A 25195-nucleotide genomic window follows, 5' to 3' on the forward strand; every position below is an offset into this window, starting at 1 on the left:
TCACGGCGCCCCCCCCCCCACCCCCCGTCCCCCCCCCAACACCCCCCCCGCGGCCGACGCCCAGCGGGCCCGCCCCGCCGGGGGGTCGGCCCCTCTCTTGGTGCTGGTGCGGGTGCGCTGCCCGGCGCGAGCGCCGCGGGTGGGCTCAGCGCAGGAAGGGGTCGATGGCCACCGCGACGAACAGCAGCGACACATAGGTGATCGACCAGTGGAAGAGCCGCATCTCCTTGAGCTTGGCCCCCGTGGTCCCGGCCTTGGCGCGGGCCTGGAGCGCGTGCGCCTCCCAGAGCCAGAAGCCACCGGCCAGCACGGCGACGGCGGGGTAGAACCAGCCGACGTAGCCCAGCGGCCACAGCAGCAGGGAGACGCCGACCATGACCCAGCTGTAGACCACGATCTGGCGGGCCACCACGCGGTTGCCCGCGACGACGGGGAGCATCGGGACGCCCACCCGCTCGTAGTCGTCCTTGACCTTCATGGACAGCGGCCAGTAGTGCGGGGGCGTCCAGAAGAACATGACCAGGAAGAGGACGACCGCGGCCAGGCTGACCTCGTTGGTGACCGAGGACCAGCCGATGAGCACCGGCATGCAGCCCGCGATGCCGCCCCAGACGATGTTCTGCGCCGTGCGGCGTTTGAGAATCATCGTGTAGCCGAGGACGTAGATGAGCAGGGCGCCCAGCGACAGGGCCGCGGAGAGCCAGTTGACCAGGAGGCCGAACCAGAGCGTCGAGACGACCGCCAGGGTGAGGCCGAAGACGAGGCCCTCACGGGGGCTCACGATGCCGGTGACCAGCGGGCGCTGCTCGGTGCGGTGCATCAGCGCGTCGATGTCGCGGTCGATGTACATGTTCAGCGCGTTGGCGCCGCCCGCCGACAGATAGCCGCCCACGCAGGTGACGAGCACCAGCCACAGGTCGGGCACGCCCTGGGCGGCGAGGAACATGACCGGAATGGTCGTGATGAGCAGCAGCTCGATGATCCGTGGCTTGGTGAGCGCGATGAACGCCATCACCCTGGCCCTGAACGGCCAACGGCCGGTGCTGCTGCCGAGCACCCCTGCGGGACGGGATTCGACGGCCGTCACGAACACCCCTGATCGACTCAAGAACTAGCGAGCCCGGACAACGTGAAGGCCGGGTGAAGCTCGCGCGTACCACGCCACTTTAGACGCCCGCCATACGCCGCTCGGCGCGGGGGTCACCCCGTGTTGAGGAGGCGGCCCGGCGCCCGCGCGGGGGTCGGCCGCCCGCCGCGCGCTCCCTCCGGAGGGGGAGGCGCCAGAGCTTCACGGAGTGTGGCGCGCCCTTGCGCCGGGTACACCGCGTGCCACCTCACGGTGCGCCTCACTGAGCGTCGCGCGGTCCGACGCGCGGCCCGACGCAGTCCGTCGCGCGGTCCGTCCCGCGCTCTCGACAGGCGAAGGCGGCGGCCTCCCGGCAGCCTGGAGGTGGACACGCGGTGACGCACCGGCCAGGAATACCTCTTGTCCGGTTTTGGTTGCCCGGAGCGTCGGGTGACCACACTGCGAGCACTCGAAAGAGTGCGCACCCCGGCAGGGGTACGCTCGACACCGTCCGGTGAGCACAACACACCGGCCATCGACATGTGGAGAGGAGCCCTGACGCAGGGTGAGCAGCAAGCCGACCACCACAGACCTTGAGTGGACCGAACTTGACCAGCGGGCCGTCGATACCGTCCGAGTCCTGGCCATGGATTCCGTGCAGAAGGTCGGCAACGGCCACCCCGGCACGGCCATGAGCCTCGCACCGGCCGCGTACCTGGTCTTCCAGAAGCTGATGCGGCACGACCCCTCGAACCCCGACTGGGCGGGGCGCGACCGCTTCGTCCTCTCCGTGGGGCACTCCAGCCTGACGCTTTACATCCAGCTCTACATGACGGGCTACGGCCTGGAGCTGGACGACCTGAAGGCGTTCCGTACGTGGGACAGCCGCACCCCCGGTCACCCCGAGTACGGCCACACCGCGGGCGTCGAGACGACGACGGGCCCGCTGGGCCAGGGTGTCGCCAACGCCGTGGGGATGGCGATGGCCGCGCGCTACGAGCGCGGTCTCTTCGACCCGGACGCCGCTCCCGGCGAGTCCCCCTTCGACCACACCATCTATGTGTTCGCGGGCGACGGCTGTCTCCAGGAGGGCATCTCGGCCGAGGCGTCCTCGCTGGCGGGTCATCAGAAGCTCGGCAACATCGTGATGCTGTGGGACGACAACCACATCTCGATCGAGGGCGACACCGAGACCGCGATCTCGGAGGACACCCTCAAGCGGTACGAGGCGTACGGCTGGCACGTCCAGCGCGTCGACCAGCTGCCGAACGGCGACCTCGACCCCAAGGGCCTCTACGAGGCGATCCAGGCCGCCAAGGCCGAGACCGAGCGCCCGTCCTTCATCGCGGCCCGCTCGATCATCGCGTGGCCCGCGCCGAACGCCCAGAACACCGAGGCCGCGCACGGCTCGGCGCTGGGCGAGGAAGAGGTCGCGGAGACCAAGAAGCTCCTCGGCTTCAACCCCGAGAAGCACTTCCAGGTGGAGGACGAGGTCCTCTCCCACGTCCGCAAGGCCGTGGACCGCGGCCGTGAGGCGCACGCCACCTGGGAGAAGCGGTTCGAGGCGTGGCGTTCCGCCAACAAGGAGCGCGCGGCCGAGTTCGACCGCGTCAGCGCGGGCAAGCTGCCCGACGGCTGGGAGGACCACCTGCCCTCCTTCGAGGCGGGCGGCTCCGAGGCCACCCGTAAGGCGTCCGGCGCGGTACTCAAGGCGCTGGGCCCGGTGATCCCCGAGCTGTGGGGCGGTTCCGCCGACCTCGCGGGCTCGAACAACACCTCGTTCGACAAGAGCTCGTTCCTGCCGGAGGGCAACCCGCTGCCGGGCGCCGACCCGTACGGGCGTACCGTCCACTTCGGCATCCGCGAGCACGCCATGGGCGCGACGATGAACGGCATCGCGCTGCACGGCAACACCCGCGTCTACGGCGGCACGTTCCTCACCTTCTCGGACTACATGCGTCCGGCGGTGCGGCTGGCCGCGCTGATGAAGGCGCCGGTCACCTACGTGTGGACGCACGACTCCATCGGCCTGGGCGAGGACGGCCCCACGCACCAGCCCGTCGAGCACATGTCGGCGCTGCGTGCCATCCCGGGTCTCAACATGGTCCGTCCCGCTGACGCCAACGAGACGTCGATCGTGTGGGGCGAGATCCTCAAGCGGCACGCCGCCAAGCCGGCGCCGCACGGCCTCGCGCTGACCCGTCAGGGCGTGCCGACGTACGAGGCGAACGCCGACGCGGCCAAGGGCGGCTACGTGCTCTTCGAGGCCGAGGGCGGCGCCCCGCAGGTCGTACTGATCGGCACGGGCTCCGAGGTCCAGCTCGCGGTCGAGGCGCGCGACGTCCTCCAGGCCGAGGGCGTGCCGACGCGGGTCGTCTCGATGCCGTGCGTCGAGTGGTTCGACGAGCAGGACCAGAGCTACCGGGACAGCGTCATCCCGCCAGCCGTGCGGGCGCGTGTCGCGGTCGAGGCCGCGATCGGTCTGACCTGGCACCGCTTCGTCGGTGACGCGGGCCGCATCGTGTCGCTGGAGCACTACGGCGCCTCCGCCGACTACAAGACGCTCTACCGCGAGTTCGGCATCACCACCGAGGCCGTCGCCCAGGCGGCCCGGGTGTCCCTGGAAGCGGCTGCCCGCTGAGGCGGCGATCCCGCCCCGTAACCGACAAGCCTCAAGCTCCAACACAGCAGGAGATGCAATTCCCATGACAGACGCACTCAAGCGCCTCTCCGACGAAGGCGTCGCGATCTGGCTGGATGACCTGTCGCGCAAGCGCATCACGTCCGGCAATCTCGGCGAGCTGATCGACGAACAGCACGTCGTGGGCGTCACCACCAACCCGACCATCTTCCAGAAGGCCATCTCGTCCGGCGACGGCTACGAGCAGCAGCTTCAGGACCTGGCCAGCCGCGGCGTCACCGTCGAAGAGGCCGTCCGCATGATCACCACCGCGGACGTGCGGGACGCGGCGGACATCCTCCGCCCCGTCTTCGACGCCACCGGCGGCAAGGACGGCCGCGTGTCCATCGAGGTGGACCCGCGTCTGGCGCACAACACGCGGGCGACCGTCGCCGAGGCCCGTCAGCTCGCGTGGCTGGTGGACAGGCCGAACACCTTCATCAAGATCCCGGCCACCAAGGCGGGCCTCCCGGGCATCACCGAGGTCATCGGCAAGGGCATCAGCGTCAACGTCACGCTGATCTTCTCGCTGGAGCGCTACCGCGCCGTCATGGACGCCTACATGGCCGGTCTGGAGAAGGCCGCAGCGCTGGGCATCGACCTCTCGCAGATCCACTCCGTGGCGTCCTTCTTCGTCTCCCGCGTGGACACCGAGGTCGACAAGCGCCTCGACTCCGTGGGCACCGACGAGGCCAAGGAACTGAAGAGCAAGGCGGCCATCGCCAACGCCCGCCTCGCCTACCAGGCGTACGAGGAGGCGTTCTCCTCCGACCGCTGGAAGGAGCTGGAGCGCAAGGGCGCCAACGCGCAGCGTCCGCTGTGGGCGTCCACCGGCGTGAAGGACCCCGCGCTGCCGGACACGCTCTACGTCACCGAGCTGGTCACCGCCAACACCGTGAACACCATGCCCGAGGCCACCCTCCAGGCGACCGGTGACCACGGCGAGATCACCGGCGACACCGTGCGGTCCCACTACAAGGACGCGCAGGCCGTGCTGGACGCCATCGCCAAGCTCGGGATCTCCTACGACGACGTCGTCCAGGTACTGGAGGACGAGGGCGTGGAGAAGTTCGAGGCTTCCTGGAACGACCTGCTCTCCTCCACCGAGGCCGAGCTGAAGCGCCTCGCCCCGAAGGAGGCGTAAGCCAGTTGAGCAACGCAGCCAACCCGCTGCGTGACGCACAGGACCGGCGGCTCCCGCGCATCGCGGGGCCGTCGGGCCTGGTGATCTTTGGCGTCACGGGCGATTTGTCACGTAAAAAGCTGATGCCCGCTGTTTACGATCTCGCGAACCGCGGCCTCCTGCCCCCGGGCTTCTCCCTCATCGGGTTCGCCCGGCGCGATTGGGAGGACGAGGACTTCGCGCAGGTCGTCCACGACTCGGTGAAGGAACACTCCCGCACGCCCTTCCGCGAGGAGGTCTGGCAGCAGCTCGCCGAGGGCATGCGCTTCGTCCCGGGCGTCTTCGACGACGACGAGGCGTTCGAGACCCTCAAGTCCACCATCGAGGAGCTGGACAAGTCCCGGGGCACGGGCGGCAACTTCGCCTTCTACCTCTCCGTACCCCCGAAGTTCTTCCCCACCGTCGTCTCGCAGCTCAAGAAGCACGGGCTGTCCGAGAGCAGCCCGGAGTCCCCCGACTCCTGGCGGCGCGCGGTCATCGAGAAGCCCTTCGGCCACGACCTCAAGAGCGCGCAAGAGCTGAACGCGGTCGTGCACGAGGTCTTCAAGCCGGACCAGGTCTTCCGCATCGACCACTACCTGGGCAAGGAGACCGTCCAGAACATCCTGGCGCTGCGCTTCGCCAACACGATGTTCGAGCCGCTCTGGAACCGCTCGTACGTCGACCACGTGCAGATCACCATGGCCGAGGACATCGGCATCGGCGGTCGCGCGGGCTACTACGACGGCATCGGCTCCGCGCGTGACGTGATCCAGAACCACCTGCTCCAGTTGCTCGCCCTCACCGCCATGGAGGAGCCCACCTCCTTCGGCGCGAAGGCGCTGCTCACCGAGAAGCTGAAGGTCCTCAACTCCGTCCGGCTGCCCAAGGACCTGGGCAAGCACACCGTCCGCGGCCAGTACGCGGCGGGCTGGCAGGGCGGCGAGAAGGTCCGCGGCTACCTCGAAGAGGAGGGCATCGACCCCAGGTCGAAGACGGACACGTACGCCGCCATGCGGCTGGAGATCGACAACCGGCGCTGGGCCGGAGTGCCGTTCTACCTGCGTACGGGCAAGCGCCTGGGCCGTCGCGTCACCGAGATCGCGGTCGTCTTCCAACGCGCGCCGCACTCCCCCTTCGACGCCACGGACACCCAGGAACTGGGCCAGAACGCCCTGGTCATCCGCGTCCAGCCGGACGAGGGCGTCACCATCAGGTTCGGCTCCAAGGTGCCGGGCACCCAGATGGAGATCCGGGATGTGACGATGGACTTCGCCTACGGCGAGTCCTTCACCGAGTCCAGCCCGGAGGCGTACGAACGCCTCATCCTCGACGTCCTGCTGGGCGACGCGAACCTCTTCCCGCGCCACCAGGAGGTCGAGCGTTCCTGGGAGATCCTCGACCCGGTCGAGGAGTTCTGGGACAAGCACGGCAAGCCCGAGCAGTACTCCGCCGGGACCTGGGGTCCCCAGGCCGCCGACGAGATGCTCGCACGCGACGGACGGAGCTGGCGTCGGCCATGAACATCGACCTCACGGACACCACGTCCAGCCAGATCAACAACGCCCTGGTCAAGGCGCGCCGGGCCACCGGCTCGCCCGCCATCGGCATGGTCCTCACCCTCGTCATCGTCACCGACGAGGGCAACCACTACGACGCGCTCAAGGCTGCCAGCGAGGCGTCCAAGGAGCACCCGTCGCGCATCCTCGTCGTGGTGCGGCGCCCGGGGCGCTCGCCGCGCGACCGCGCGCAGCACCGGCTCGACGCCGAGGTGCGCATGGGCGTCGACGCGGGCTCGGGCGAGACCGTGCTGCTGCGGCTGCACGGCGAGCTGGCCTCGCACTCGCACAGCGTCGTCCTGCCGCTGCTGCTCCCGGACGCCCCCGTGGTCGTCTGGTGGCCCGAGGACGCGCCCGAGCACCCCTCGGACGACAAGCTCGGCGGGCTCGCGCAGCGCCGCATCACCGACGCGGCGGCGACGGAGGACCCGGTCGGCGCGCTCAGTCTGCGTGCCGAGACCTACGCGCCGGGTGACACCGACCTGTCCTGGACGCGCATCACGCCCTGGCGCAGCGTGCTGGCGGCGGCACTGGACCAGAAGCACAGCAAGATCGTCGGCGCCTCGGTCGAGGGCGAGGAGTACAACCCCTCCACCGAGCTGCTGGCCCTCTGGCTCGCCGAGCGGCTGAACGTCCCCGTCGAGCGCAAGATCACCGACGGGCCCGGCATCACCGCGGTGCGCATGGAGACCAGCGACGGCGAGATCTGCCTCGACCGCGCCGACGGCTCCCTGGCCGAGCTGGCCGTCCCCGGACAGCCCGACCGCCATGTGGCGCTGCACCGGCGTACCACGGCGGAGCTGATCGCCGAGGAGCTGCGGCGGCTCGACCCGGACGAGGCGTACGCGGAAGCGGTCCAGTTCGGCGTGCACAAGCTGCACCGGGAGAACGGCCGGGACGGCGCCTCCACGACGGTCACGCCCGACGGCGCGCCGTCCGAGGAGTCGGCCACGTCGGCTGCGAAGGCGGACGCGGACACGGGCGCCAAGGGCGGCGGCAAGCCCGTCGCCAAGAAGGCACCCGCCAAGACCGCGGCCAAGGCTCCCGCCAAGAAGGCGCCCGCCAAGTGACCGGCGCGCCCCAGGTGGTGGTCCACCACGACAAGGAGGAGATGGCCAGGGCGACGGCCGCGCGGCTCCTCGCCCGCGTCGTGGACGCGCAGTCCGCGCGCGGCAGCGCCTCCGTGGTGCTGACGGGCGGCAGGAACGGCAACGGCGTGCTCGCCGCGCTGGCCGTCTCCCCCGCGCGGGACTCCGTCGACTGGTCCCGTATCGACCTGTGGTGGGGCGACGAGCGCTTCCTCCCGGAGGGAGACCCGGAGCGCAACCACACACAGGCCCGCGAGGCCCTGCTGGACGCCGTCCCGCTCGACTCCGCGCGGGTGCACGCCATGGCGGCCTCGGACGGTCCTTACGGCGACGACGTGGAGGCGGCGGCCGAGGCGTACGCGGCCGAGCTAGCCGCCGCGGCACGGCCCGAGGACCACGGCCCCGTGCCCTCCTTCGACGTGCTGATGCTGGGCGTCGGCCCGGACACGCACGTGGCCTCGCTCTTCCCCGAGCACCCCGGCACGCGGGAGACCGAGCGCACGGTCGTCGGCGTGCGCGGCGCGCCCAAGCCCCCGCCCGTGCGTGTCTCGCTCACGCTTCCGGCGATCCGGGCCGCGCGCGAGGTGTGGCTGCTGGCGGCCGGCGAGGACAAGGCCAACGCGGCGGCCCTCGCCCTCTCCGGGGCTGGCGAGATCCAGGCCCCGGCGGCGGGCGCTTACGGGCGCAGCCGCACGCTGTGGCTCCTGGACGAGCCCGCTGCGTCCCAGCTCCCGCGCGACCTGTACCCGCCGACACTGTCGTAGCACCGTCAGCACAAGAAGGAGCGCGGCCCCTGATCCAGGGCCCGCGCTCCTTTTCGTTTTCGTGCGGCTCGACGCGGGAGCCGCGCCCCGCAAGGGGCGCGAGGAACTGCGCGCCCAGCCACCACGCACCCGCAGCCGCCAAAGCACCCCAAGAGGCACCCACCCCAGGGGCGCGGGGAACTGCGCGCCCAGCCCCCACACACCCGCACCCCGCGAAGCACGCCAGGGGGCACCCCCCCAGCCGCACCCCCTCAAACGCACCCCGCAAAGCGCAGCGCTCAGCGCCCCCGCAGCTCCCGGTACCGCGCCACCAACCCCGCCGTGGAGGCGTCGAGCCCCTCGACGGCCGCACCCTCGGTCAGCGCGGGCTCGATCCGCTTGGCGAGCACCTTGCCCAGCTCGACGCCCCACTGGTCGAAGCTGTCGATGTTCCAGATCGCGCCCTGGACGAAGACCTTGTGCTCGTACAGCGCGACGAGCTGCCCCAGCACGCTCGGCGTCAGCTCCTCGGCGAGGATGGTGGTCGTCGGCCGGTTGCCGGGGAAGGTGCGGTGCGGCACCTGCTCCTCGGCCACGCCCTCGGCCCGCACCTCCTCCTCGGTCTTGCCGAAGGCCAGCGCCTGGCCCTGCGCGAAGAGGTTCGCCATCAGCAGGTCGTGCTGCCCGGCCAGCGGGCCCAGCTCCTCGACGGGGCGGGCGAAGCCGATCAGGTCGGCCGGGATCGTCTTGGTGCCCTGGTGCAGCAACTGGTAGTAGGCGTGCTGCCCGTTGGTGCCCGGCGTGCCCCAGACCACGGGGCCCGTCTGCCAGCCGACGGGGCGGCCCTGACGGTCCGTCGACTTGCCGTTGGACTCCATGTCGAGCTGCTGGAGGTAGGCCGTGAACTTCGACAGGTAGTGGCTGTAGGGGAGCACCGCGTGCGACTGCGCGTCGAAGAAGCCGCCGTACCAGACGCCCAGCAGCCCCAGCAGCAGCGGCGCGTTCTCCTCGAACGGCGCCGTGCGGAAGTGCTCGTCCACGAGGTGGAACCCGGCGAGCATCTCCCCGAAGTGGACCGGCCCGATGGCGGTCATGAGGGAGAGGCCGATGGCGGAGTCGTACGAATAACGCCCGCCGACCCAGTCCCAGAACTCGAACATGTTGTCCGTGTCGATGCCGAACTCCGCGACCTTCTCGGCGTTCGTCGACACGGCGACGAAGTGCTTGGCCACCGCGCTCTCGTCGCCGCCGAGTCCGTCCAGCAGCCAACGGCGGGCCGCCGTCGCGTTGGTGATGGTCTCGATGGTGGTGAACGTCTTGGACGCGACGATGAACAGCGTCTCGGCCGGGTCCAGATCGCGCACGGCCTCGTGCAGATCGGCGCCGTCGACGTTCGACACGAACCGGAAGTCCATCTCCCGGTGGGTGTACGGGCGCAGCGCCTCGTAGGCCATCGCGGGGCCGAGGTCGGAGCCGCCGATGCCGATGTTCACGACGGTCCTGATGCGCCGGCCGGTGTGGCCCGTCCAGTGCCCGTCGCGCACCTTGTCGGCGAAGAGCGCCATCTTCCGCAGCACCGCGTGCACCTTGGGGACCACGTTCTCGCCGTCGACCTCGACGACGGCGGACTCGGGGGTGCGCAGCGCGGTGTGCAGGACGGCGCGGTCCTCGGTGACGTTGATCTTCTCGCCGCGGAACATCGCGTCCCGCAGCTCGGCGACCCCGGCGGCGCCCGCGAGTTCGCGCAGCAGCCGTAGGGTGTCGTCATCGACCAGGTTCTTGGAGTAGTCCAGATGCAGGTCGCCGACGCGCACGCCGTACCGCTCCGCCCGGCTCGCGTCGCTCGCGAAGAGCTGGCGCAGGTGGGTGTCGCCGAACTCCTCGCGGTGCTTGGCCAGCGCGTTCCACTCGGGCATCCGGTCGAGCCGGGTGCGGCCTTCTGCGTTCATCTGCGAAATCAGCCCATTCTTCTCGTACGTACCCCGCCGCACTCCAACCTAAATGATGGACGGCCCGGCCGCGCACCGCGTGGGGCGGTGGCGGCCGGGCCGTCTTCGAAGAGTGTGTCCACGGGCTGATCCGGGGATCAGATCTCGCCCCGCAGCTTGGCCAGCGCCTCGGCGAGGATCGCCTCGCCGTCCGCGTCGCTGCGCCGCTCCCTGACGTAGGCGAGATGGGTCTTGTACGGCTCCGTACGCGGCGGGTCCGGCGGGTTCTCCCGTTCCTTGCCGGCCGGGAATCCGCAGCGCGGACAGTCCCAGGTATCCGGAATCTGCGCGTCACTGGCGAAGCTCGGCTGGGTTTCGTGCCCGTTCGAGCACCAGAAGGAGATGCGGAGGCGTGGTGCGGACTCGCCTCGCTCAGCCTCCCCCATCGGCCCCGCTCCGACCCGGCTTCCCCGGATCGCGTTGCCACTTGCCACGGTCGTAACTCCCTGCCTCACGGTGCCGCGGAGCATCGACAAGCAGCTCCGCTGCGGGCGCCCTAGTGTACGTAGGGCCCAACGCGCGTCCAGTGACCCGAGTTACTGCGTCGGCTCGGGACGCGAGCCTCATGATAGGCCGCGTCCTCGCCCACGGGGCAGCTCTCTGCGAGGTCTGCGGAGTTCTACGGCGTTTCGCGAGCGGGGGTCAGCTGTTGAACTTCATCAGCAGGCCGAGCGCGATGATGATCACGAACCAGATCACCCCGACCACGACCGTGATCCGGTCGAGGTTGCGCTCGGCGACCGAGGAGCCGCCGACGGAGGACTGCATGCCGCCACCGAACATGTCGGAGAGGCCGCCGCCCTTCCCCTTGTGCATCAGCACCAGCAGCATCAGCAGGGCGCTGAAGACGATGAGGGCGATTGAGAACCCCATAACCACGGCTGGACCAACTCTCTCGGACTGTTGACGGGACGCTTACGGGTGAGGACGAAGCGTGGGAGCTTCGGGTATGTGCGGGGGCCGGACAGCACGTCCGGCCCCCGACAGACTACGACGGGCGGGCGCCCGCCGTCATTCGCTACTGATCACGGAACCGGACGATCTTGACGAACTCGTCCGTGTCCAGCGCGGCGCCGCCGACGAGGGCGCCGTCGATGTCGGGCTGCGCCATGATCTGCGCGACGTTGCCGGACTTGACGGAGCCGCCGTACTGGATGCGGACCTTGTCGGCCAGCTCCTGGCTGTACAGCTCGGCGAGGCGCGCGCGGATCGCGCCGCAGACCTCCTGCGCGTCCTCGGCGCCGCAGGTCTTGCCGGTGCCGATGGCCCACACCGGCTCGTAGGCGATCACGATCGTCTCGGCCTGCTCCGCGGGGATGTCCTTGAGCGCGCCGTCGACCTGGGCCAGCGTGTGCGCGACGTGGTTGCCCGCCTCGCGGACCTCCAGCTCCTCGCCCACGCACAGGATCGGCGTCACGTCGTGCCGGAACGCGGCCTTGACCTTGGCGTTGACCAGCGGCTCGTCCTCGCCGTGGTACTGGCGGCGCTCGGAGTGGCCGATGGCGACGTACGAGCAGTTCAGCTTGGCCAGCATCGGCCCGGAGACCTCACCGGTGTACGCGCCGGAGTCATGCGCCGAGACGTCCTGGGCGCCGTACTTGATCTTCAGCTTGTCGCCGTCGACCAGGGTCTGCACGGAACGCAGGTCGGTGAAGGGCGGCAGGACGGCGACCTCGACGGCCGCGTAGTCCTTGTCCGTCAGCGCGAAGGCGAGCTTCTGGACGTGCGCGATGGCCTCGAGGTGGTTGAGGTTCATCTTCCAGTTGCCCGCCATCAGCGGGGTACGGCCCTGGGGTGAAGCAGTCACGGTGGGTCAGTCCTCCAGTGCGGCGAGGCCGGGAAGCGTCTTGCCTTCGAGGTATTCGAGGCTGGCGCCGCCGCCGGTTGAAATGTGGCCGAATGCGTTCTCGTCGAAGCCCAGAAGGCGGACGGCAGCCGCGCTGTCGCCGCCGCCGACGACCGTGAAGGCCGGGCTGTCGAGCAGCGCCTGCGCGACGGCCCTGGTGCCTTCCGCGTAGTCGGGGTGCTCGAAGACACCCATCGGGCCGTTCCAGAAGACGGTGGCCGCGTCGGCGAGCTTCGCGGCGTAGAGCTTACGGGTCTCCGGACCGATGTCCAGGCCCTGGAGGTCCGCGGGGATCTCGTCGGCGGCGGCCGTCGTCGGGTTGGCCGGGGCCTTGGTCTTCAGGTCGGGGAACTCAGCGGCCGCCAGCACGTCGACGGGGAGCACGAACTCCACGCCGCGCTCCTCGGCACGCTTGAGGTACCCCTGGACCGCCGGAACCTGGTCCTCCTGGAGCAGCGACGTGCCGACCTCGTAGCCCTTGGCCTTGAGGAAGGTGTACGCCATGCCGCCGCCGATGAGGATGCGGTCGGCCTTCTCCAGCAGGTGGTCGATGACCCCGAGCTTGTCGGAGACCTTGGCGCCGCCGAGCACCACCGCGTAGGGGCGCTTGACGTCCTCGGTGAGCTTCTTCAGCACCCCGACCTCGGTGGCGATGAGCCCGCCCGCGGCGTGCGGGAGGCGCGCCGGGAGGTCGTAGACGGAGGCGTGCTTGCGGTGGACGGCACCGAAGCCGTCGCCGACGTAGAGGTCGGCGAGGGAGGCCAGCTCGTCGGCGAACGCGCCGCGCTCGGCATCGTCCTTGCTGGTCTCGCCCGCGTTGAAGCGGAGGTTCTCCAGCAGCGTGACCCCGCCGTCGGCCATGGCGCCGACGGTGGCCTTCGCGCTGTCCCCCACGGTGTCGGCCGCGAACGCGACCTCCTTGCCGAGGAGTTCACCGAGCCTCTTGGCCACGGGTGCGAGCGAGAACTGCGGGTCCGGGGCACCCTTGGGGCGGCCCAGGTGCGAGGCGACGACGACACGGGCGCCGCGCTCGGCGAGCTTGCGGATGGTGGGGACGGCGGCGCGGATACGGCCGTCGTCGGTGATGGTGCCGCCGTCGAGCGGAACGTTCAGATCGGCGCGGACGAAGACCCGCTTCCCCTCGACCTGAAGATCATCGATCGTCTTCATGCTTACTGACTCCTTGCGGTCAGGCCCTCATGGAACAGGGCTCGCCGGGCGCGCCGTAGCGCCCTGCGAGCCCTGGTCATGCCATTTGTCGGCGCTGTGGTCGCTGAGCAGCGATCAGAGCTTAGAGCTGACCGCCCACGAAGGTGGTCAGGTCGACGAGGCGGTTGGAGTAACCCCACTCGTTGTCGTACCAGCCGACGATCTTGACCTGCTTGCCCTGCGACATCGTCAGCGACGAGTCGAAGGTGCAGGAGGCGGGCCAGTTGACGATGTCCGAGGAGACGATCGGGTCCTCGGTGTACTCCAGGATGCCCTTGAGCTGGCCCTCGGCAGCCTTCTGGAAGGCGGCGTTGATCTCGTCCTTGCTGACCTCGCGGTCCAGCTCCAGGACCAGGTCGGTGACGGAGCCCGTGGGGACCGGGACGCGCATGGCGATGCCGTCCAGCTTGCCCTTGAGCTGCGGGAGCACCAGCGCGGTGGCCTTCGCGGCGCCCGTCGACGTCGGGATGATGTTCTCGGCGGCGGCGCGGGAGCGGCGCAGGTCCTTGTGCGGGAAGTCCAGGATGCGCTGGTCGTTGGTGTAGGCGTGAACCGTGGTCATCAGGCCCTTGGCGATGCCGAAGTTCTCGTCCATGACCTTGGCCATCGGCGCCACACAGTTGGTGGTGCAGGAGGCGTTGGAGATCACGTGGTGGTTGGCGGCGTCGTACTTGTCCTGGTTGACGCCCATGACCACGGTGATGTCCTCGTCCTTGGCCGGGGCCGAGATGAGGACCTTCTTCGCACCGGCGGCCAGGTGCTTGGCCGCGTCGTCACGCTTGGTGAAGATGCCGGTGGACTCGATCACGACGTCGGCGCCGAGCTCGCCCCAGGGAAGCTGGGCCGGGTCGCGCTCCGCCATGGTCTTGAAGGTCTGGTTGCCCACCGTGATGGTGTCGTCGGTGTGGCTGACCTCGTGCTTGAGGCGGCCCAGGATGGTGTCGTACTTGAGCAAGTGCACCAGGGTCGCGTTGTCGGTCAGGTCGTTGACACCGACGATCTCGATGTCCGCACCCTGCTCCAGCAGCGCGCGGAAGTAGTTACGTCCGATGCGGCCGAAGCCGTTGATGCCTACGCGGATCGTCACGAACCGATCTCCTCGTTGGTACGCCGGTGAGGACACCGGCGAAAGCTGTTTGGGATGTCCCCGACCATGTCCGACCCTACCGCGCATGGGCGGCGGAGGTGACATCGGCCGGGCGGCCCCCGCACGGGGACCGAGGGCGGTTTCATACGGCCTGGTCACGGCCTGTCCACCGCCCTCACGGCACCGTCCGACCACGCTGTCGGGCGGTCTACGGGCCCGGAATCCCGGGCCCGGACCAGGAGTCCCGGAGCGCCCTAGCCGACCATCTCCTCGGTGAGGGTGGACTCCGTGCCGGGGATGCCCAGGTCCTGTGCCCGCTTGTCCGCCATGGCCAGCAGGCGGCGGATGCGGCCCGCGACCGCGTCCTTCGTCAGCGGCGGGTCGGCGAGCGCGCCCAGCTCCTCCAGGGACGCCTGCTTGTGGTCCATGCGGAGCCTGCCCGCGGCGGCCAGGTGCTCGGGCACGTCGTCCGCCAGGATCTCCAGCGCGCGCTGCACACGCGCCCCGGCGGCGACGGCCGCGCGGGCCGAGCGGCGCAGGTTCGCGTCGTCGAAGTTCGCGAGCCGGTTCGCCGTGGCGCGGACCTCGCGGCGCATCCGCCGCTCCTCCCACGCGAGGACGGACTCGTGGGCGCCAAGACGCGTCAACAGCGCGCCGATCGCGTCACCGTCACGGACCACCACGCGGTCCACGCCGCGCACCTCGCGCGCCTTGGCCGCGATCTGGAGCCGCCGCGCGGCCCCGACCAGGGCGAGGGCCGCCTCCGGCCCCGGGCAGGTGACCTCCAGCGAGGAGCTGCGCCCCGGCTCCGTCAGCGAGCCGTGCGCGAGGAAGGCCCCGCGCCACGCCGCCTCGGCGTCACAGGTGGCCCCCGAGACCACTTGCGGGGGCAGTCCGCGGATCGGGCGGCCACGGCCGTCGACCAGCCCCGTCTGCCGGGCGAGCTGATCGCCGCCCGCCACCACCCGTACGACGTAACGGCTGCCGCGCCGCAGTCCTCCTGGCGCCATCACCACCAGGTCGGAGGCGTGTCCGAAGATCTCAAGAATGTCCTTGCGCAGCCGGCGGGCCGCGATGCCCGTATCCAGCTCCGCCTCGATCACGATGCGCCCGCTCACCAGGTGCAGGCCGCCCGCGAAGCGCAGGATCGACGAGACCTCGGACTTCCGGCAGCAGGTCCGGGTGACGGGGAGCCGGGAGATCTCGTCCTTCACCGCAGCCGTCATCGCCATGGGCCGATCCTTCCATGCATCCGAAAAATACGGTCGTACGCGGCGGCCAGCAGCTCTGGGTCGTGTCTGGGAAGACCGTCCGGCGCCGCTACGGGAGCCAGCTCGACCGTCCCGCCGAGCCGCTGTGCGGCCTCGCGCAGAGAATCCTGGTCGGGCACGGCGTCCTGATCGGCCAGCACCACGTCGAAGGCGAGTTTAGGTGCGTGTCGGGCCAAAACCTCCAAATGACGCTGCGGGGAAAAACCATCTGTTTCTCCCGGCTGCGGTGCGAGGTTGAGTGCGAGGACCTTGCGGGCCTTCGTCACCGTCAGCGCCTGGAGCAGCTCGGGCACCAGCAGGTGCGGGATCACGGACGAGAACCAGGACCCTGGCCCGAGGACCACCCAGTCGGCGTCCATGACCGCCTCGACCGCCTCGGGCACGGCGGGCGGGTCGTGCGGCACGACGTGCACCTGCTGGACCTCGCCGGGGGTCAGGGCCACCGTCGCCTGCCCGCGCACCGTGGACAGCGCCTCGGGCTCGGCCGGGTCATGGCCGCGCACCAGCGCCTGGAGCTCCAGCGGCACGGCCGACATGGGCAGCACCCGGCCGTGCGCGCCCAGCAGCTTCCCGACCAGATCGAGGGCCTGGACATGATCGCCCAGCTGTTCCCACAGTGCCACGATCAGCAGATTGCCGACCGCGTGCTCGTGCAGATCGCCCTTGCTCTCGAAGCGGTGCTGGATGACCTCGGCCCAGGTGCGGCCCCAGTCGTCGTCGCCGCAGAGCGCCGCCAGTGCCTTGCGCAGATCACCCGGGGGCAGCACGCCCAGCTCGTCCCGCAGACGCCCGCTGGAGCCCCCGTCGTCGGCGACCGTGACCACGGCGGTCAGATCCCCCGTGATGCGGCGCAGGGCCGTCAGGGAGGCGGACAGGCCCATCCCTCCGCCGAGCGCGATCACCTTGGGCTGGGCACCGCGCGGGCCGACCAGACGCCGGAGCCGGACCGTCCTACGCGGCATACGCCTCACTCACGTCCCATGTCCCGGTGCACGACCACGGTCTCCACACCCTCGTCGGACAATCTCCGCGCCAGCTTCTCCGACATGGCGACGCTGCGGTGCTTCCCGCCCGTACAGCCGACGGCGACGGTGACATATCTCTTGCCCTCGCGGCGGTAGCCCGCCGCGATGAGCTGGAGCAGCTCCGAGTAGCGGTCGAGGAACTCCTTGGCGCCCGGCTGGTTGAAGACGTAGTTCGAGACCTCCTCGCTGGTGCCCGTGTACGGGCGCAGCTCGGGGACCCAGTGCGGGTTGGGCAGGAAGCGGCAGTCCACCACCAGATCTGCGTCCACGGGGAGCCCGTACTTGTACCCGAACGACATCACCGTGGCGCGCAGCTCCGGCTCCTCGTCGCCCGCGAACTGGGCGTCCAGCTTGGCGCGCAGCTCGTGGACGTTGAGGCTGGAGGTGTCGATGACCAGATCGGCGTCGCCGCGCAGCTCGCGCAGGAGGTCACGCTCGGCGTCGATGCCGTCCACGATCCGGCCGTCCCCCTGGAGGGGGTGCGGTCTGCGCACGGACTCGAAGCGGCGCACCAGGGCGTCGTCGCTGGCCTCCAGATAGACGATCCGGCGCTTGACCTGCTTGGCGGCCAGATCCGACAGGGACTGCTTGAGGTTGTCGAAGAAGCTGCGCCCCCGGACGTCCACGACGACGGCGATGCGGGCCACGTTGCCCTGCGAACGCGCGCCGAGATCGACCATGGTCGGGATCAGCTCGGGCGGGAGGTTGTCGACGACGAACCAGCCGAGGTCCTCCAGACACTTGGCCGCCGTGCTGCGTCCCGCGCCCGACATCCCGGAGATGATCACCAGCTCGGGGATCGTCGCCTCTTCGGCCTCCGCCGGCGTGCCCGTACTCACCTGGACTCCGTCTCCGCTCTCGCCCTGCTCGTCGGTGCGCCGCTCGGGCTCACGCTCGTGCTGTGTGCTCATGCTCTGGTCCCCCCGTCGTCTTACGGTCATTCCTCTTCAACCGTTTTACGGTCATTCTTCGTCAACGATCTCACCGGTCGCCGTATTCACGGCGGGCGCGGCAGGTGCCGCCCCCGACAGCGTCGCGGCGACCGCCTCCGCCGTCTTGCGGCCCACGCCTGGCACCTCGCAGATCTGCTCCACCGTGGCCGCGCGCAGCCGCTTCACCGAGCCGAAGTGCTTGATCAGAGCCTGCTTGCGGGATTCACCCAGACCGGGGACGGCATCGAGGGGCCCGGTCCGCAGCGCCTTCGTCCGCTTGCTGCGCTGGTAGGTGATCGCGAAGCGATGCGCCTCGTCCCGTACGCGCTGGAGGAGGTAGAGCCCCTCGCTGGTGCGGGGCAGCACGACGGGATCGTCCTCGCCGGGCAGCCAGACCTCTTCGAGGCGCTTCGCGAGGCCGCAGACGGCGACGTCGTCTATGCCCAGCTCGTCCAGGGCCGCACGGGCGGCGGCGACCTGCGGCTGGCCGCCGTCGACCACGAGGAGCTGCGGGGGGTAGGCGAACTTCTTCGGCCTGCCGTCCTCGTCCCTGCTGCCGGTGGCGGGGCCTTCCAGCTCCTCGACGGCGACGGGTCCGGAGCCGTTGCTCTCAGGGCCCGTCCCGGGGCCGGGCGCGGGGGCCGTCAGCGCTTCGGTGCCGGGACCCGCGGCGTCGCCCTCGGGCCACTCGCCGGTCTTCTGCTTCTCCTGGAGATAGCGGCGGAAGCGGCGGCTGATGACCTCGTGCATCGCCCGCACGTCATCCTGGCCCGCGAAGGTCTTGATCTGGAAGCGGCGGTACTCGCTCTTGCGCGCGAGCCCGTCCTCGAAGACGACCATGGAGGCCACCACGTCGTCGCCCTGGAAGTGCGAGATGTCGAAGCACTCGATGCGCAGGGGCGCCGAGTCCAGCTCCAGCGCCTCGGCGATCTCCTCCAGCGCGCGCGACCTCGTCGTCAGGTCCGAGGCGCGCTTGGTCTTGTGCAGCACGAGGGACTGCTCCGCGTTGCGCCGCACCGTCTCCATGAGCGCCCGCTTGTCGCCGCGCTGCGGGATGCGCAGGCTGACGCCGGAGCCCCGGCGCCCGGCGAGCCACTGCGTGATCGGCTCCGCCGGTTCGGGCACCGCGGGGACCAGCACCTCCTTGGGGACCGCGTCCCCGCTCTCCTCGCCGTAGAGCTGCTGGAGCGCGTGCTCGACGAGCTGGGCCGTCGTCACGTCCTCCACCTTGTCGGTGACCCAGCCGCGCTGCCCGCGCACCCGGCCGCCGCGCACGTGGAAGATCTGGACGGCCGCCTCCAGCTCGTCCTCGGCGACCGCGATCAGATCGGCGTCCGTGGCGTCCGTCAGCACCACCGCGTTCTTCTCCATGGCGCGCTTGAGCGCGTCGATGTCGTCGCGCAGGCGGGCCGCCTTCTCGTACTCCATCTCCTCGGCCGCCTCCTGCATGTCCCGCTCCAGGCGGCGCAGATAGGAGCCGGTGTGCCCGGCCATGAAGTCGCAGAACTGCTCGGCCAGTTCGCGGTGCTCCTCGGGGCTGACACGGCCGACGCAGGGGGCCGAGCACTTCCCGATGTACCCGAGCAGGCAGGGGCGGCCGATCTGCGCCGAGCGCTTGAAGACACCGGCCGAGCATGTGCGCACGGGGAAGACCCGCAGCATCAGGTCCACGGTCTCGCGGATGGCCCACGCCTGCCCGTAGGGCCCGAAATAGCGCACCCCCTTGCGCTTGGGGCCGCGCATGACCTGGACACGGGGATACTCCTCGTTCATCGTCACCGCGAGGGAGGGATAGCTCTTGTCGTCGCGGTACTTGACGTTGAACCGGGGGTCGTACTCCTTGATCCAGGAGTATTCGAGCTGGAGCGCCTCGACCTCGGTGGAGACCACCGTCCACTCGACGGAGGCCGCGGTGGTGACCATGGTGCGCGTGCGCGGGTGGAGATTGGCCAGATCCTGGAAGTAATTGGCCAGCCGGGAGCGGAGGCTCTTCGCCTTGCCGACGTAGATCACCCGACGGTGCTCGTCACGGAAACGGTAGACCCCCGGCGAGTCGGGGATCTCTCCCGGTTTGGGACGGTAGCTGGAGGGGTCTGCCATGCCTCACACCCTACTGGCGGGGTGTGACGACGGGCCCCGCCAGGAGACCCGTCGGCCGCGTGCCGCGACTCACCAACCGCGTTCGCGCCACTCCGCCAGGTGCGGGCGCTCGGCGCCCAGCGTGGTGTCGTCGCCGTGGCCCGGGTACACCCAGGTCTCGTCGGGGAGTTGGGCGAAGATCTTGGTCTCGACGTCGTGCAGCAGGCTCACGAAGGCGTCCGCGTCCCCGAAGGTGTTGCCCACGCCGCCGGGGAACAGGCAGTCGCCGGTGAACAGATGCGGATGGCCGTGCGGGTCGTCGTAGACGAGCGCGATGGAGCCCGGCGTGTGCCCCACGAGGTGGCGTGCCGTCAGCTCGACCTCGCCGACCCGCAGCGTGTCGCCGTCGTCCACGAGGACGCCCGTCGGCACCGGGACGGCCTCGGCGTCGTGCCGCCCCGCGTACGTACGGGCGCCGGTCGCGGCCACGACCTCTTCGAGCGCCTGCCAGTGGTCACCGTGCCTGTGGGTGGTGACGACGGACGCGAGGCCGTCCTCGCCGACGAGGCGCAGCAGCGTCTCCGGCTCGTTGGCCGCGTCGATCAGCAGCTGCTCGCCGGTCGTCCGGCAGCGCAGCAGATACGCGTTGTTGTTCATGGGGCCGACCGCGACCTTGGAGATCATCAGGCTGGTCAGCTCGTGCACGTCCGCCGGTCCGCCGACCTTCACCGCTCCGCTGTAAGCCATGCGCCCAGCCTAATGCCCGCCCCCTGGGCTGTCGGGTCCCCGTCGCCGGTACGTGCCGCCGCTTCCGGCCGTCCCCGGAGGGAGCCGCGCCCGGCGCCCGGCGCCCGGCGCCCGACGGGAACAGCCGGGAATAGTTCAGAGTGGCGGAAGTGTTGGCAGAGGGCCGCTCGCGGAGAGGCCGGTTCCGGGCGTACGCCCTGTGAGCCAGCCGACGAGTGCCACGGCGGATCCCGTGATCACGAAGGGTTCTCCGCCGGTCGCGCCCGTCTCCCAGTGGCCGCCGCCCTCGGCGCGCAGCTCCAGGGGCAGCGGAATCTCGGGGTGGCCGCGGAAGCGCGCGGCCATGTTGGCGAGCTCCCGGCCGACGAAGGCGTCGGGAAGGTCCTGTAAGCCATAGCCGATACCGAGGTCCACGTGGTGCAGCTCGATCTCGATCCAGCGCCTGAAGGGCAGGGAAGCGGCGGTGTCCCGCACGCCGTTGCGCAGTTCCACGGCGCGGTCCCAGTCCGCGGCCGCCGGTGTGGCGGCGCCCGTCACGGCGTCGCGCTGCGCGGCGAACGCGCCGTCGAGGCGCGCGGAGGTGTGGCGCAGGTCGTCGAGGTGGGCGGCGAGGGGCCGCGCGGCGCCCCGCTCGATGTCGGCGTCGCGGGTCTCGCCGTCGGCGTACATGGGCCGGCCGCCCAGCACCTCGACCAGCGCGTCGGCGTTGCGCGCGAGGTGGGCGAGGACGTGGCCGCGGGTCCAGCCGGGCAGCAGGGAGGGCTCGGCGACGTCCGTGTCGCCCAGCGCGGCGGTGGCGGCGAGGAGGCGGCCGGTGGCTTCCCGTACGAGAGCGGAGTCGTGCGCGGGAGAAGTCATGATCCCCAAGTTAGTGGGGGCACTCCTTCGGGTGGAAGGTGGCGAAGGGGACCGTAAATCGAAAGCACGTGCTATAGGCTCGAAGGGCAGTGTCGACCGGAAGCCAAGGACATTCGGACGACGCCACCCATACTCTTGGTCGGGGGCTCCCGCGCAGTCGAGGGCGCCCCGTTCTCACACGAAAGGTGCCAACCGGCGTGGCCGACCGTCTTCTCGTCCGTGGCGCTCGCGAGCACAACCTCAAGAACGTCTCGATCGACCTCCCTCGCGATTCCCTCATCGTCTTCACCGGGCTCTCGGGATCGGGGAAGTCCTCGCTCGCCTTCGACACGATCTTCGCCGAGGGCCAGCGGCGCTACGTGGAGTCGCTCTCCGCGTACGCACGGCAGTTCCTCGGCCAGATGGACAAGCCCGATGTGGACTTCATCGAGGGACTGTCACCGGCAGTCTCCATCGACCAGAAGTCCACATCGCGCAATCCCCGCTCCACGGTCGGCACGATCACCGAGGTCTACGACTATCTGCGGCTCCTGTTCGCCCGCATCGGCAAGCCGCACTGCCCCGAGTGCGGGCGCCCGATCGCGCGGCAGTCGCCGCAGGCCATCGTGGACAAGGTGCTGGCCCTGGAGCCCGGCAGCCGCTTCCAGGTGCTCTCGCCACTGGTGCGCGAGCGCAAGGGCGAGTTCGTCGATCTGTTCAGCGAGCTCCAGACGAAGGGTTACAGCCGAGCGCGGGTCGACGGCGAGACCATCCAGCTCTCCGAGCCCCCGAAGCTGAAGAAGCAGGAGAAGCACACCATCGAGGTGGTCATCGACCGCCTCACGGTGAAGGACGGCGCCAAGCGCCGCCTCACGGACTCCGTGGAGACCGCGCTCGGCCTCTCGGGCGGCATGGTGATCCTCGATTTCGTGGATCTCGACGAGGACGACCCGCAGCGCGAGCGGATGTACTCCGAGCACCTCTACTGCCCGTACGACGATCTGTCCTTCGAGGAGCTGGAGCCGCGCACCTTCTCCTTCAACTCCCCGTTCGGCGCCTGCACCGAGTGCACCGGCATCGGCACCCGGATGGAGGTCGATCCGGAGCTGGTCGTCCCGGACGAGGACAAGTCCCTGGACGAGGGCGCGCTCCACCCGTGGTCCCACGGCCACACCCGCGACTATTTCGGCCGTCTCATCGGCGCCCTGGCCGACGCTCTCGGATTCCGCACGGACATCCCCTGGGCGGGCCTGCCGCAGCGTGCGAAGAAGGCCCTGCTGTACGGGCACAAGACCCAGATCGAGGTGCGCTACCGCAACAGGTACGGGCGCCAGCGGGCCTACACCACCGCCTTCGAGGGCGTCGTGCCGTTCGTCAAGCGACGCCACCAGGAGGCGGAGACCGACAGCAGCCGGGAGCGCTTCGAGGGCTATATGCGCGAGGTGCCCTGCCCGGCCTGTGAGGGCACGCGGCTCAAGCCGATCGTGCTCGCGGTGACGGTGCAGGAGAAGTCGATCGCGGATGTCTCCGCGATGTCGATCAGCGAGTGCTCGGAATTCCTGGGCCGCATGACGCTCAACTCCCGCGAGAAGAAGATCGCCGAGCGGGTGCTCAAGGAGGTCAACGAGCGGCTGCGCTTCCTGGTGGACGTCGGCCTGGACTATCTGACGCTCAACCGCGCGGCGGGCACCCTCTCCGGCGGCGAGGCCCAGCGCATCCGGCTGGCCACCCAGATCGGCTCGGGCCTCGTGGGCGTGCTGTACGTCCTGGACGAGCCCTCCATCGGGCTGCACCAGCGCGACAACCACCGGCTGATCGAGACCCTGGTGCGGCTGCGCGATCTGGGCAACACCCTGATCGTCGTCGAGCACGACGAGGACACCATCAAGGCGTCGGACTGGGTCGTGGACATCGGTCCAGGGGCGGGCGAGCACGGCGGCAAGGTCGTGCACAGCGGCACCTTGAAGGAGCTGCTGGCCAACGGGGACTCGGTGACCGGCGACTATCTCTCCGGCAAGCGGCAGATCCCGATCCCGGACGTGCGCCGCCCCGTGGACCCGCAGCGCAGGCTGACCGTCCACGGCGCCCGCGAGAACAACCTCCAGGACATCGACGTCAACTTCCCGCTGGGTGTGCTCACGGCCGTCACCGGTGTCTCCGGCTCGGGCAAGTCCACCCTGGTCAACGACATCCTGTACACCCACCTGGCCCGCGAGCTGAACGGCGCCAAGAGCGTTCCCGGACGCCACAAGCGCGTCGAGGGCGACGATCTGGTGGACAAGGTCGTGCACGTGGACCAGTCGCCCATCGGCCGTACGCCGCGCTCCAACCCCGCGACGTACACCGGTGTCTTCGACCACGTCCGCAAGCTCTTCGCCGAGACCATGGAGGCGAAGGTCCGGGGCTATCTGCCGGGGCGCTTCTCCTTCAACGTCAAGGGCGGGCGCTGCGAGAACTGCTCGGGCGACGGCACCATCAAGATCGAGATGAACTTCCTCCCGGACGTCTACGTCCCGTGCGAGGTCTGCCACGGCGCGCGGTACAACCGGGAGACCCTGGAGGTCCACTACAAGGGCAAGAACATCGCCGAGGTCCTGGACATGCCGATCGAGCAGGCCCTGGACTTCTTCGAGGCGGTGCCAGGCATCGCCCGCCATCTGCGCACGCTGAACGACGTGGGTCTGGGCTATGTCCGGCTCGGCCAGTCGGCGCCCACCCTCTCGGGTGGCGAGGCACAGCGGGTGAAGCTGGCCAGCGAACTCCAGAAGCGGTCCACGGGCCGCACCGTCTATGTGCTCGACGAGCCCACCACCGGGCTGCACTTCGAGGACATCAGGAAGCTGATCACGGTGCTGGAGGGCCTGGTCGACAAGGGCAATTCGGTGATCGTCATCGAGCACAACCTCGATGTCATCAAGACGGCGGACTGGGTCGTGGACATGGGCCCCGAGGGCGGCAACGGCGGCGGTCTCGTCGTCGCCGAGGGCACCCCGGAGCAGGTCGCGGGCGTCCCGGCCAGCCACACGGGCAAGTTCCTGCGGGACCTCCTGGGCGACCGCGTGAGCGACGCGACACCGGTGCGGAGCGCGGGCCGCAAGCCCGCGAAGAAGGCGAGCGCCAAGAAGGCCACCTCGGCGGCGGCCAAGAAGACGGCCACCGCAGCCACTGCCAAGACCACGGGCAAGACCACGGGTAAGAAGGCCACCACGAAGAAGACGACGGCGGCGCGCAAGCGGTCGTGAGTCTGTAGAGGCATAGGGGTCCCGTCGTGTCGCGGCACGACGGGACCCTTCGCGTTCCGGGGCGGGTGGGGCGTGGCGGGACGCGGTGCCGGATGCGTCGGCGCGGGAGCACTCCACCACAGACGGTGACGTATCGTACGGAGCGTGACGATCAACGATCAGCAGACCCCGCGCCGTACCGTCCTGCGCGTGCCGGCGGTGGCCGGACTCGGCCTCGCCGTCACCGCCTGCTCCGGCTCCTCCGGCGGCGGGGAGGAGCAGCCCGCCAAGGGCACCGCGACCCCCACGGCCCCCGTCGACCTCGGCCCCGCGAGCGGGGTCCCCGTCGGCGGGGCGAAACTCTTCCGCGAGCAGAAGCTCGTGCTCTCCCAGCCGTCGAAGGGCGAGTTCAAGGCGTTCAGCGCGGTGTGCACGCACCGTGGCTGCGTACTGTCCACGGTCAAGAAGGAGGAGGGCGACTGCACCTGCCACGGCAGCCGCTTCAACGTCACCACGGGAGAGGTCATCAGAGGTCCCGCCACGAACCCCCTCCCCGAGGTTCCCGTACGGGAGAAGGACGGCAAGCTCGTGGCGGGCCCCGAATCCGGTTCCGGTTCGGGTTCCGGTTCCAGTTCCGGCGGGGGCTACTGACGCG

General features: G+C 70.1%; 20 protein-coding genes. 7 read left to right on the forward strand and 13 right to left on the reverse strand.

The annotated features are described in order from the left end of the window. Nucleotides 1-145: 145 nt before the first annotated feature. Complete coding sequence (locus tag ACWGJ2_RS08240) at nt 146-1087, reverse strand: heme o synthase (RefSeq protein ID WP_453345183.1); 942 nt, start codon at nt 1085-1087, stop codon at nt 146-148. Between the two features lie 544 nt (nt 1088-1631). On the opposite strand from ACWGJ2_RS08240, the gene tkt reads away from it, so the two are divergent. The 5 genes from tkt to pgl all read left to right on the forward strand — a co-directional run bounded on the left by tkt (nt 1632) and on the right by pgl (nt 8319). Beyond that, nucleotides 1632-3707 (forward strand): transketolase, encoded by a 2076-nt coding sequence (gene tkt, locus ACWGJ2_RS08245; protein ID WP_453345184.1) that lies wholly within the window; start codon nt 1632-1634, stop codon nt 3705-3707. 64 nt (nt 3708-3771) lie between these two features. Beyond that, complete coding sequence (gene tal, locus ACWGJ2_RS08250; protein ID WP_453345185.1) at nt 3772-4890, forward strand: transaldolase; 1119 nt, start codon at nt 3772-3774, stop codon at nt 4888-4890. 5 nt (nt 4891-4895) lie between these two features. Further along, nucleotides 4896-6431, forward strand: coding sequence for a glucose-6-phosphate dehydrogenase (zwf, locus tag ACWGJ2_RS08255; RefSeq protein WP_453345186.1), 1536 nt, complete (start codon nt 4896-4898; stop codon nt 6429-6431). Then, complete coding sequence (gene opcA, locus ACWGJ2_RS08260; protein WP_453345187.1) at nt 6428-7537, forward strand: glucose-6-phosphate dehydrogenase assembly protein OpcA; 1110 nt, start codon at nt 6428-6430, stop codon at nt 7535-7537. Before zwf ends, opcA begins: the two co-directional genes overlap by 4 nt. Then, complete coding sequence (gene pgl / locus ACWGJ2_RS08265; protein WP_453345188.1) at nt 7534-8319, forward strand: 6-phosphogluconolactonase; 786 nt, start codon at nt 7534-7536, stop codon at nt 8317-8319. Before opcA ends, pgl begins: the two co-directional genes overlap by 4 nt. Nucleotides 8320-8597: 278 nt before the next feature. Here pgl and pgi read toward each other — a convergent pair whose 3' ends face one another. The 12 genes from pgi to ACWGJ2_RS08325 form a co-directional block, all read right to left on the reverse strand. Continuing rightward, nucleotides 8598-10247 (reverse strand): glucose-6-phosphate isomerase, encoded by a 1650-nt coding sequence (gene pgi, locus ACWGJ2_RS08270; RefSeq protein ID WP_453345189.1) that lies wholly within the window; start codon nt 10245-10247, stop codon nt 8598-8600. A 137-nt stretch (nt 10248-10384) separates the two neighbouring features. Continuing rightward, complete coding sequence (locus ACWGJ2_RS08275) at nt 10385-10720, reverse strand: RNA polymerase-binding protein RbpA (RefSeq protein WP_453345190.1); 336 nt, start codon at nt 10718-10720, stop codon at nt 10385-10387. Nucleotides 10721-10928: 208 nt separating this feature from the next. Further along, nucleotides 10929-11159: a preprotein translocase subunit SecG gene (gene secG, locus ACWGJ2_RS08280; protein WP_453345191.1), complete on the reverse strand. Its 231-nt coding sequence runs from the start codon at nt 11157-11159 to the stop codon at nt 10929-10931. A 145-nt stretch (nt 11160-11304) separates the two neighbouring features. Then, complete coding sequence (gene tpiA, locus ACWGJ2_RS08285) at nt 11305-12060, reverse strand: triose-phosphate isomerase (RefSeq protein WP_453345314.1); 756 nt, start codon at nt 12058-12060, stop codon at nt 11305-11307. Between the two features lie 39 nt (nt 12061-12099). Then, entirely contained in the window at nt 12100-13302 is a 1203-nt protein-coding gene (locus ACWGJ2_RS08290) for a phosphoglycerate kinase (RefSeq protein ID WP_453345192.1), read from the reverse strand. Nucleotides 13303-13423: 121 nt separating this feature from the next. After that, nucleotides 13424-14428, reverse strand: coding sequence for a type I glyceraldehyde-3-phosphate dehydrogenase (gap, locus tag ACWGJ2_RS08295; RefSeq protein ID WP_453345193.1), 1005 nt, complete (start codon nt 14426-14428; stop codon nt 13424-13426). Between the two features lie 254 nt (nt 14429-14682). Beyond that, complete coding sequence (whiA, locus tag ACWGJ2_RS08300; protein ID WP_453345194.1) at nt 14683-15660, reverse strand: DNA-binding protein WhiA; 978 nt, start codon at nt 15658-15660, stop codon at nt 14683-14685. Continuing rightward, nucleotides 15651-16661: a gluconeogenesis factor YvcK family protein gene (locus ACWGJ2_RS08305; protein WP_453345195.1), complete on the reverse strand. Its 1011-nt coding sequence runs from the start codon at nt 16659-16661 to the stop codon at nt 15651-15653. Before ACWGJ2_RS08305 ends, whiA begins: the two co-directional genes overlap by 10 nt. 5 nt (nt 16662-16666) lie before the next feature. Next, nucleotides 16667-17635 (reverse strand): RNase adapter RapZ, encoded by a 969-nt coding sequence (gene rapZ, locus ACWGJ2_RS08310; protein ID WP_453345196.1) that lies wholly within the window; start codon nt 17633-17635, stop codon nt 16667-16669. Between the two features lie 51 nt (nt 17636-17686). Continuing rightward, nucleotides 17687-19756 (reverse strand): excinuclease ABC subunit UvrC, encoded by a 2070-nt coding sequence (uvrC, locus tag ACWGJ2_RS08315; protein ID WP_453345197.1) that lies wholly within the window; start codon nt 19754-19756, stop codon nt 17687-17689. A gap of 69 nt (nt 19757-19825) precedes the next feature. Beyond that, entirely contained in the window at nt 19826-20482 is a 657-nt protein-coding gene (locus ACWGJ2_RS08320; protein ID WP_453345198.1) for an MBL fold metallo-hydrolase, read from the reverse strand. Nucleotides 20483-20617: 135 nt separating this feature from the next. Continuing rightward, a complete protein-coding gene (locus ACWGJ2_RS08325; RefSeq protein ID WP_453345199.1) occupies nt 20618-21340 on the reverse strand; it encodes a maleylpyruvate isomerase family mycothiol-dependent enzyme in 723 nt (240 codons plus the stop codon). A gap of 197 nt (nt 21341-21537) precedes the next feature. Here ACWGJ2_RS08325 and uvrA point away from each other — a divergent pair, with 197 nt between their 5' ends. Both uvrA and ACWGJ2_RS08335 read left to right on the forward strand, forming a co-directional pair. Beyond that, nucleotides 21538-24561 carry an excinuclease ABC subunit UvrA gene (gene uvrA / locus ACWGJ2_RS08330; protein ID WP_453345200.1) on the forward strand — a complete coding sequence of 1008 codons (3024 nt, stop codon included), beginning with the start codon at nt 21538-21540 and terminating at the stop codon, nt 24559-24561. A gap of 150 nt (nt 24562-24711) precedes the next feature. Beyond that, a complete protein-coding gene (locus ACWGJ2_RS08335; protein WP_453345315.1) occupies nt 24712-25191 on the forward strand; it encodes a Rieske (2Fe-2S) protein in 480 nt (159 codons plus the stop codon). Nucleotides 25192-25195 lie beyond the last annotated feature (4 nt).

This window comes from Streptomyces sp. NPDC054796 (genome assembly GCF_053611545.1).

Bases quoted from the DNA above. Each gene is read 5' to 3' on its own strand.
- tal (WP_453345185.1), top strand. From the start codon at position 3,772: ATGACAGACGCACTCAAGCGCCTCTCCGACGAAGGCGTCGCGATCTGG.
- opcA (WP_453345187.1), top strand. From the start codon at position 6,428: ATGAACATCGACCTCACGGACACCACGTCCAGCCAGATCAACAACGCC.
- pgi (WP_453345189.1), bottom strand. From the start codon at position 10,247: ATGAACGCAGAAGGCCGCACCCGGCTCGACCGGATGCCCGAGTGGAAC.
- secG (WP_453345191.1), bottom strand. From the start codon at position 11,159: ATGGGGTTCTCAATCGCCCTCATCGTCTTCAGCGCCCTGCTGATGCTG.
- tpiA (WP_453345314.1), bottom strand. From the start codon at position 12,060: ATGGCGGGCAACTGGAAGATGAACCTCAACCACCTCGAGGCCATCGCG.
- ACWGJ2_RS08290 (WP_453345192.1), bottom strand. From the start codon at position 13,302: ATGAAGACGATCGATGATCTTCAGGTCGAGGGGAAGCGGGTCTTCGTC.
- whiA (WP_453345194.1), bottom strand. From the start codon at position 15,660: ATGGCGATGACGGCTGCGGTGAAGGACGAGATCTCCCGGCTCCCCGTC.
- ACWGJ2_RS08305 (WP_453345195.1), bottom strand. From the start codon at position 16,661: ATGCCGCGTAGGACGGTCCGGCTCCGGCGTCTGGTCGGCCCGCGCGGT.
- rapZ (WP_453345196.1), bottom strand. From the start codon at position 17,635: ATGAGCACACAGCACGAGCGTGAGCCCGAGCGGCGCACCGACGAGCAG.
- uvrC (WP_453345197.1), bottom strand. From the start codon at position 19,756: ATGGCAGACCCCTCCAGCTACCGTCCCAAACCGGGAGAGATCCCCGAC.
- ACWGJ2_RS08320 (WP_453345198.1), bottom strand. From the start codon at position 20,482: ATGGCTTACAGCGGAGCGGTGAAGGTCGGCGGACCGGCGGACGTGCAC.
- ACWGJ2_RS08325 (WP_453345199.1), bottom strand. From the start codon at position 21,340: ATGACTTCTCCCGCGCACGACTCCGCTCTCGTACGGGAAGCCACCGGC.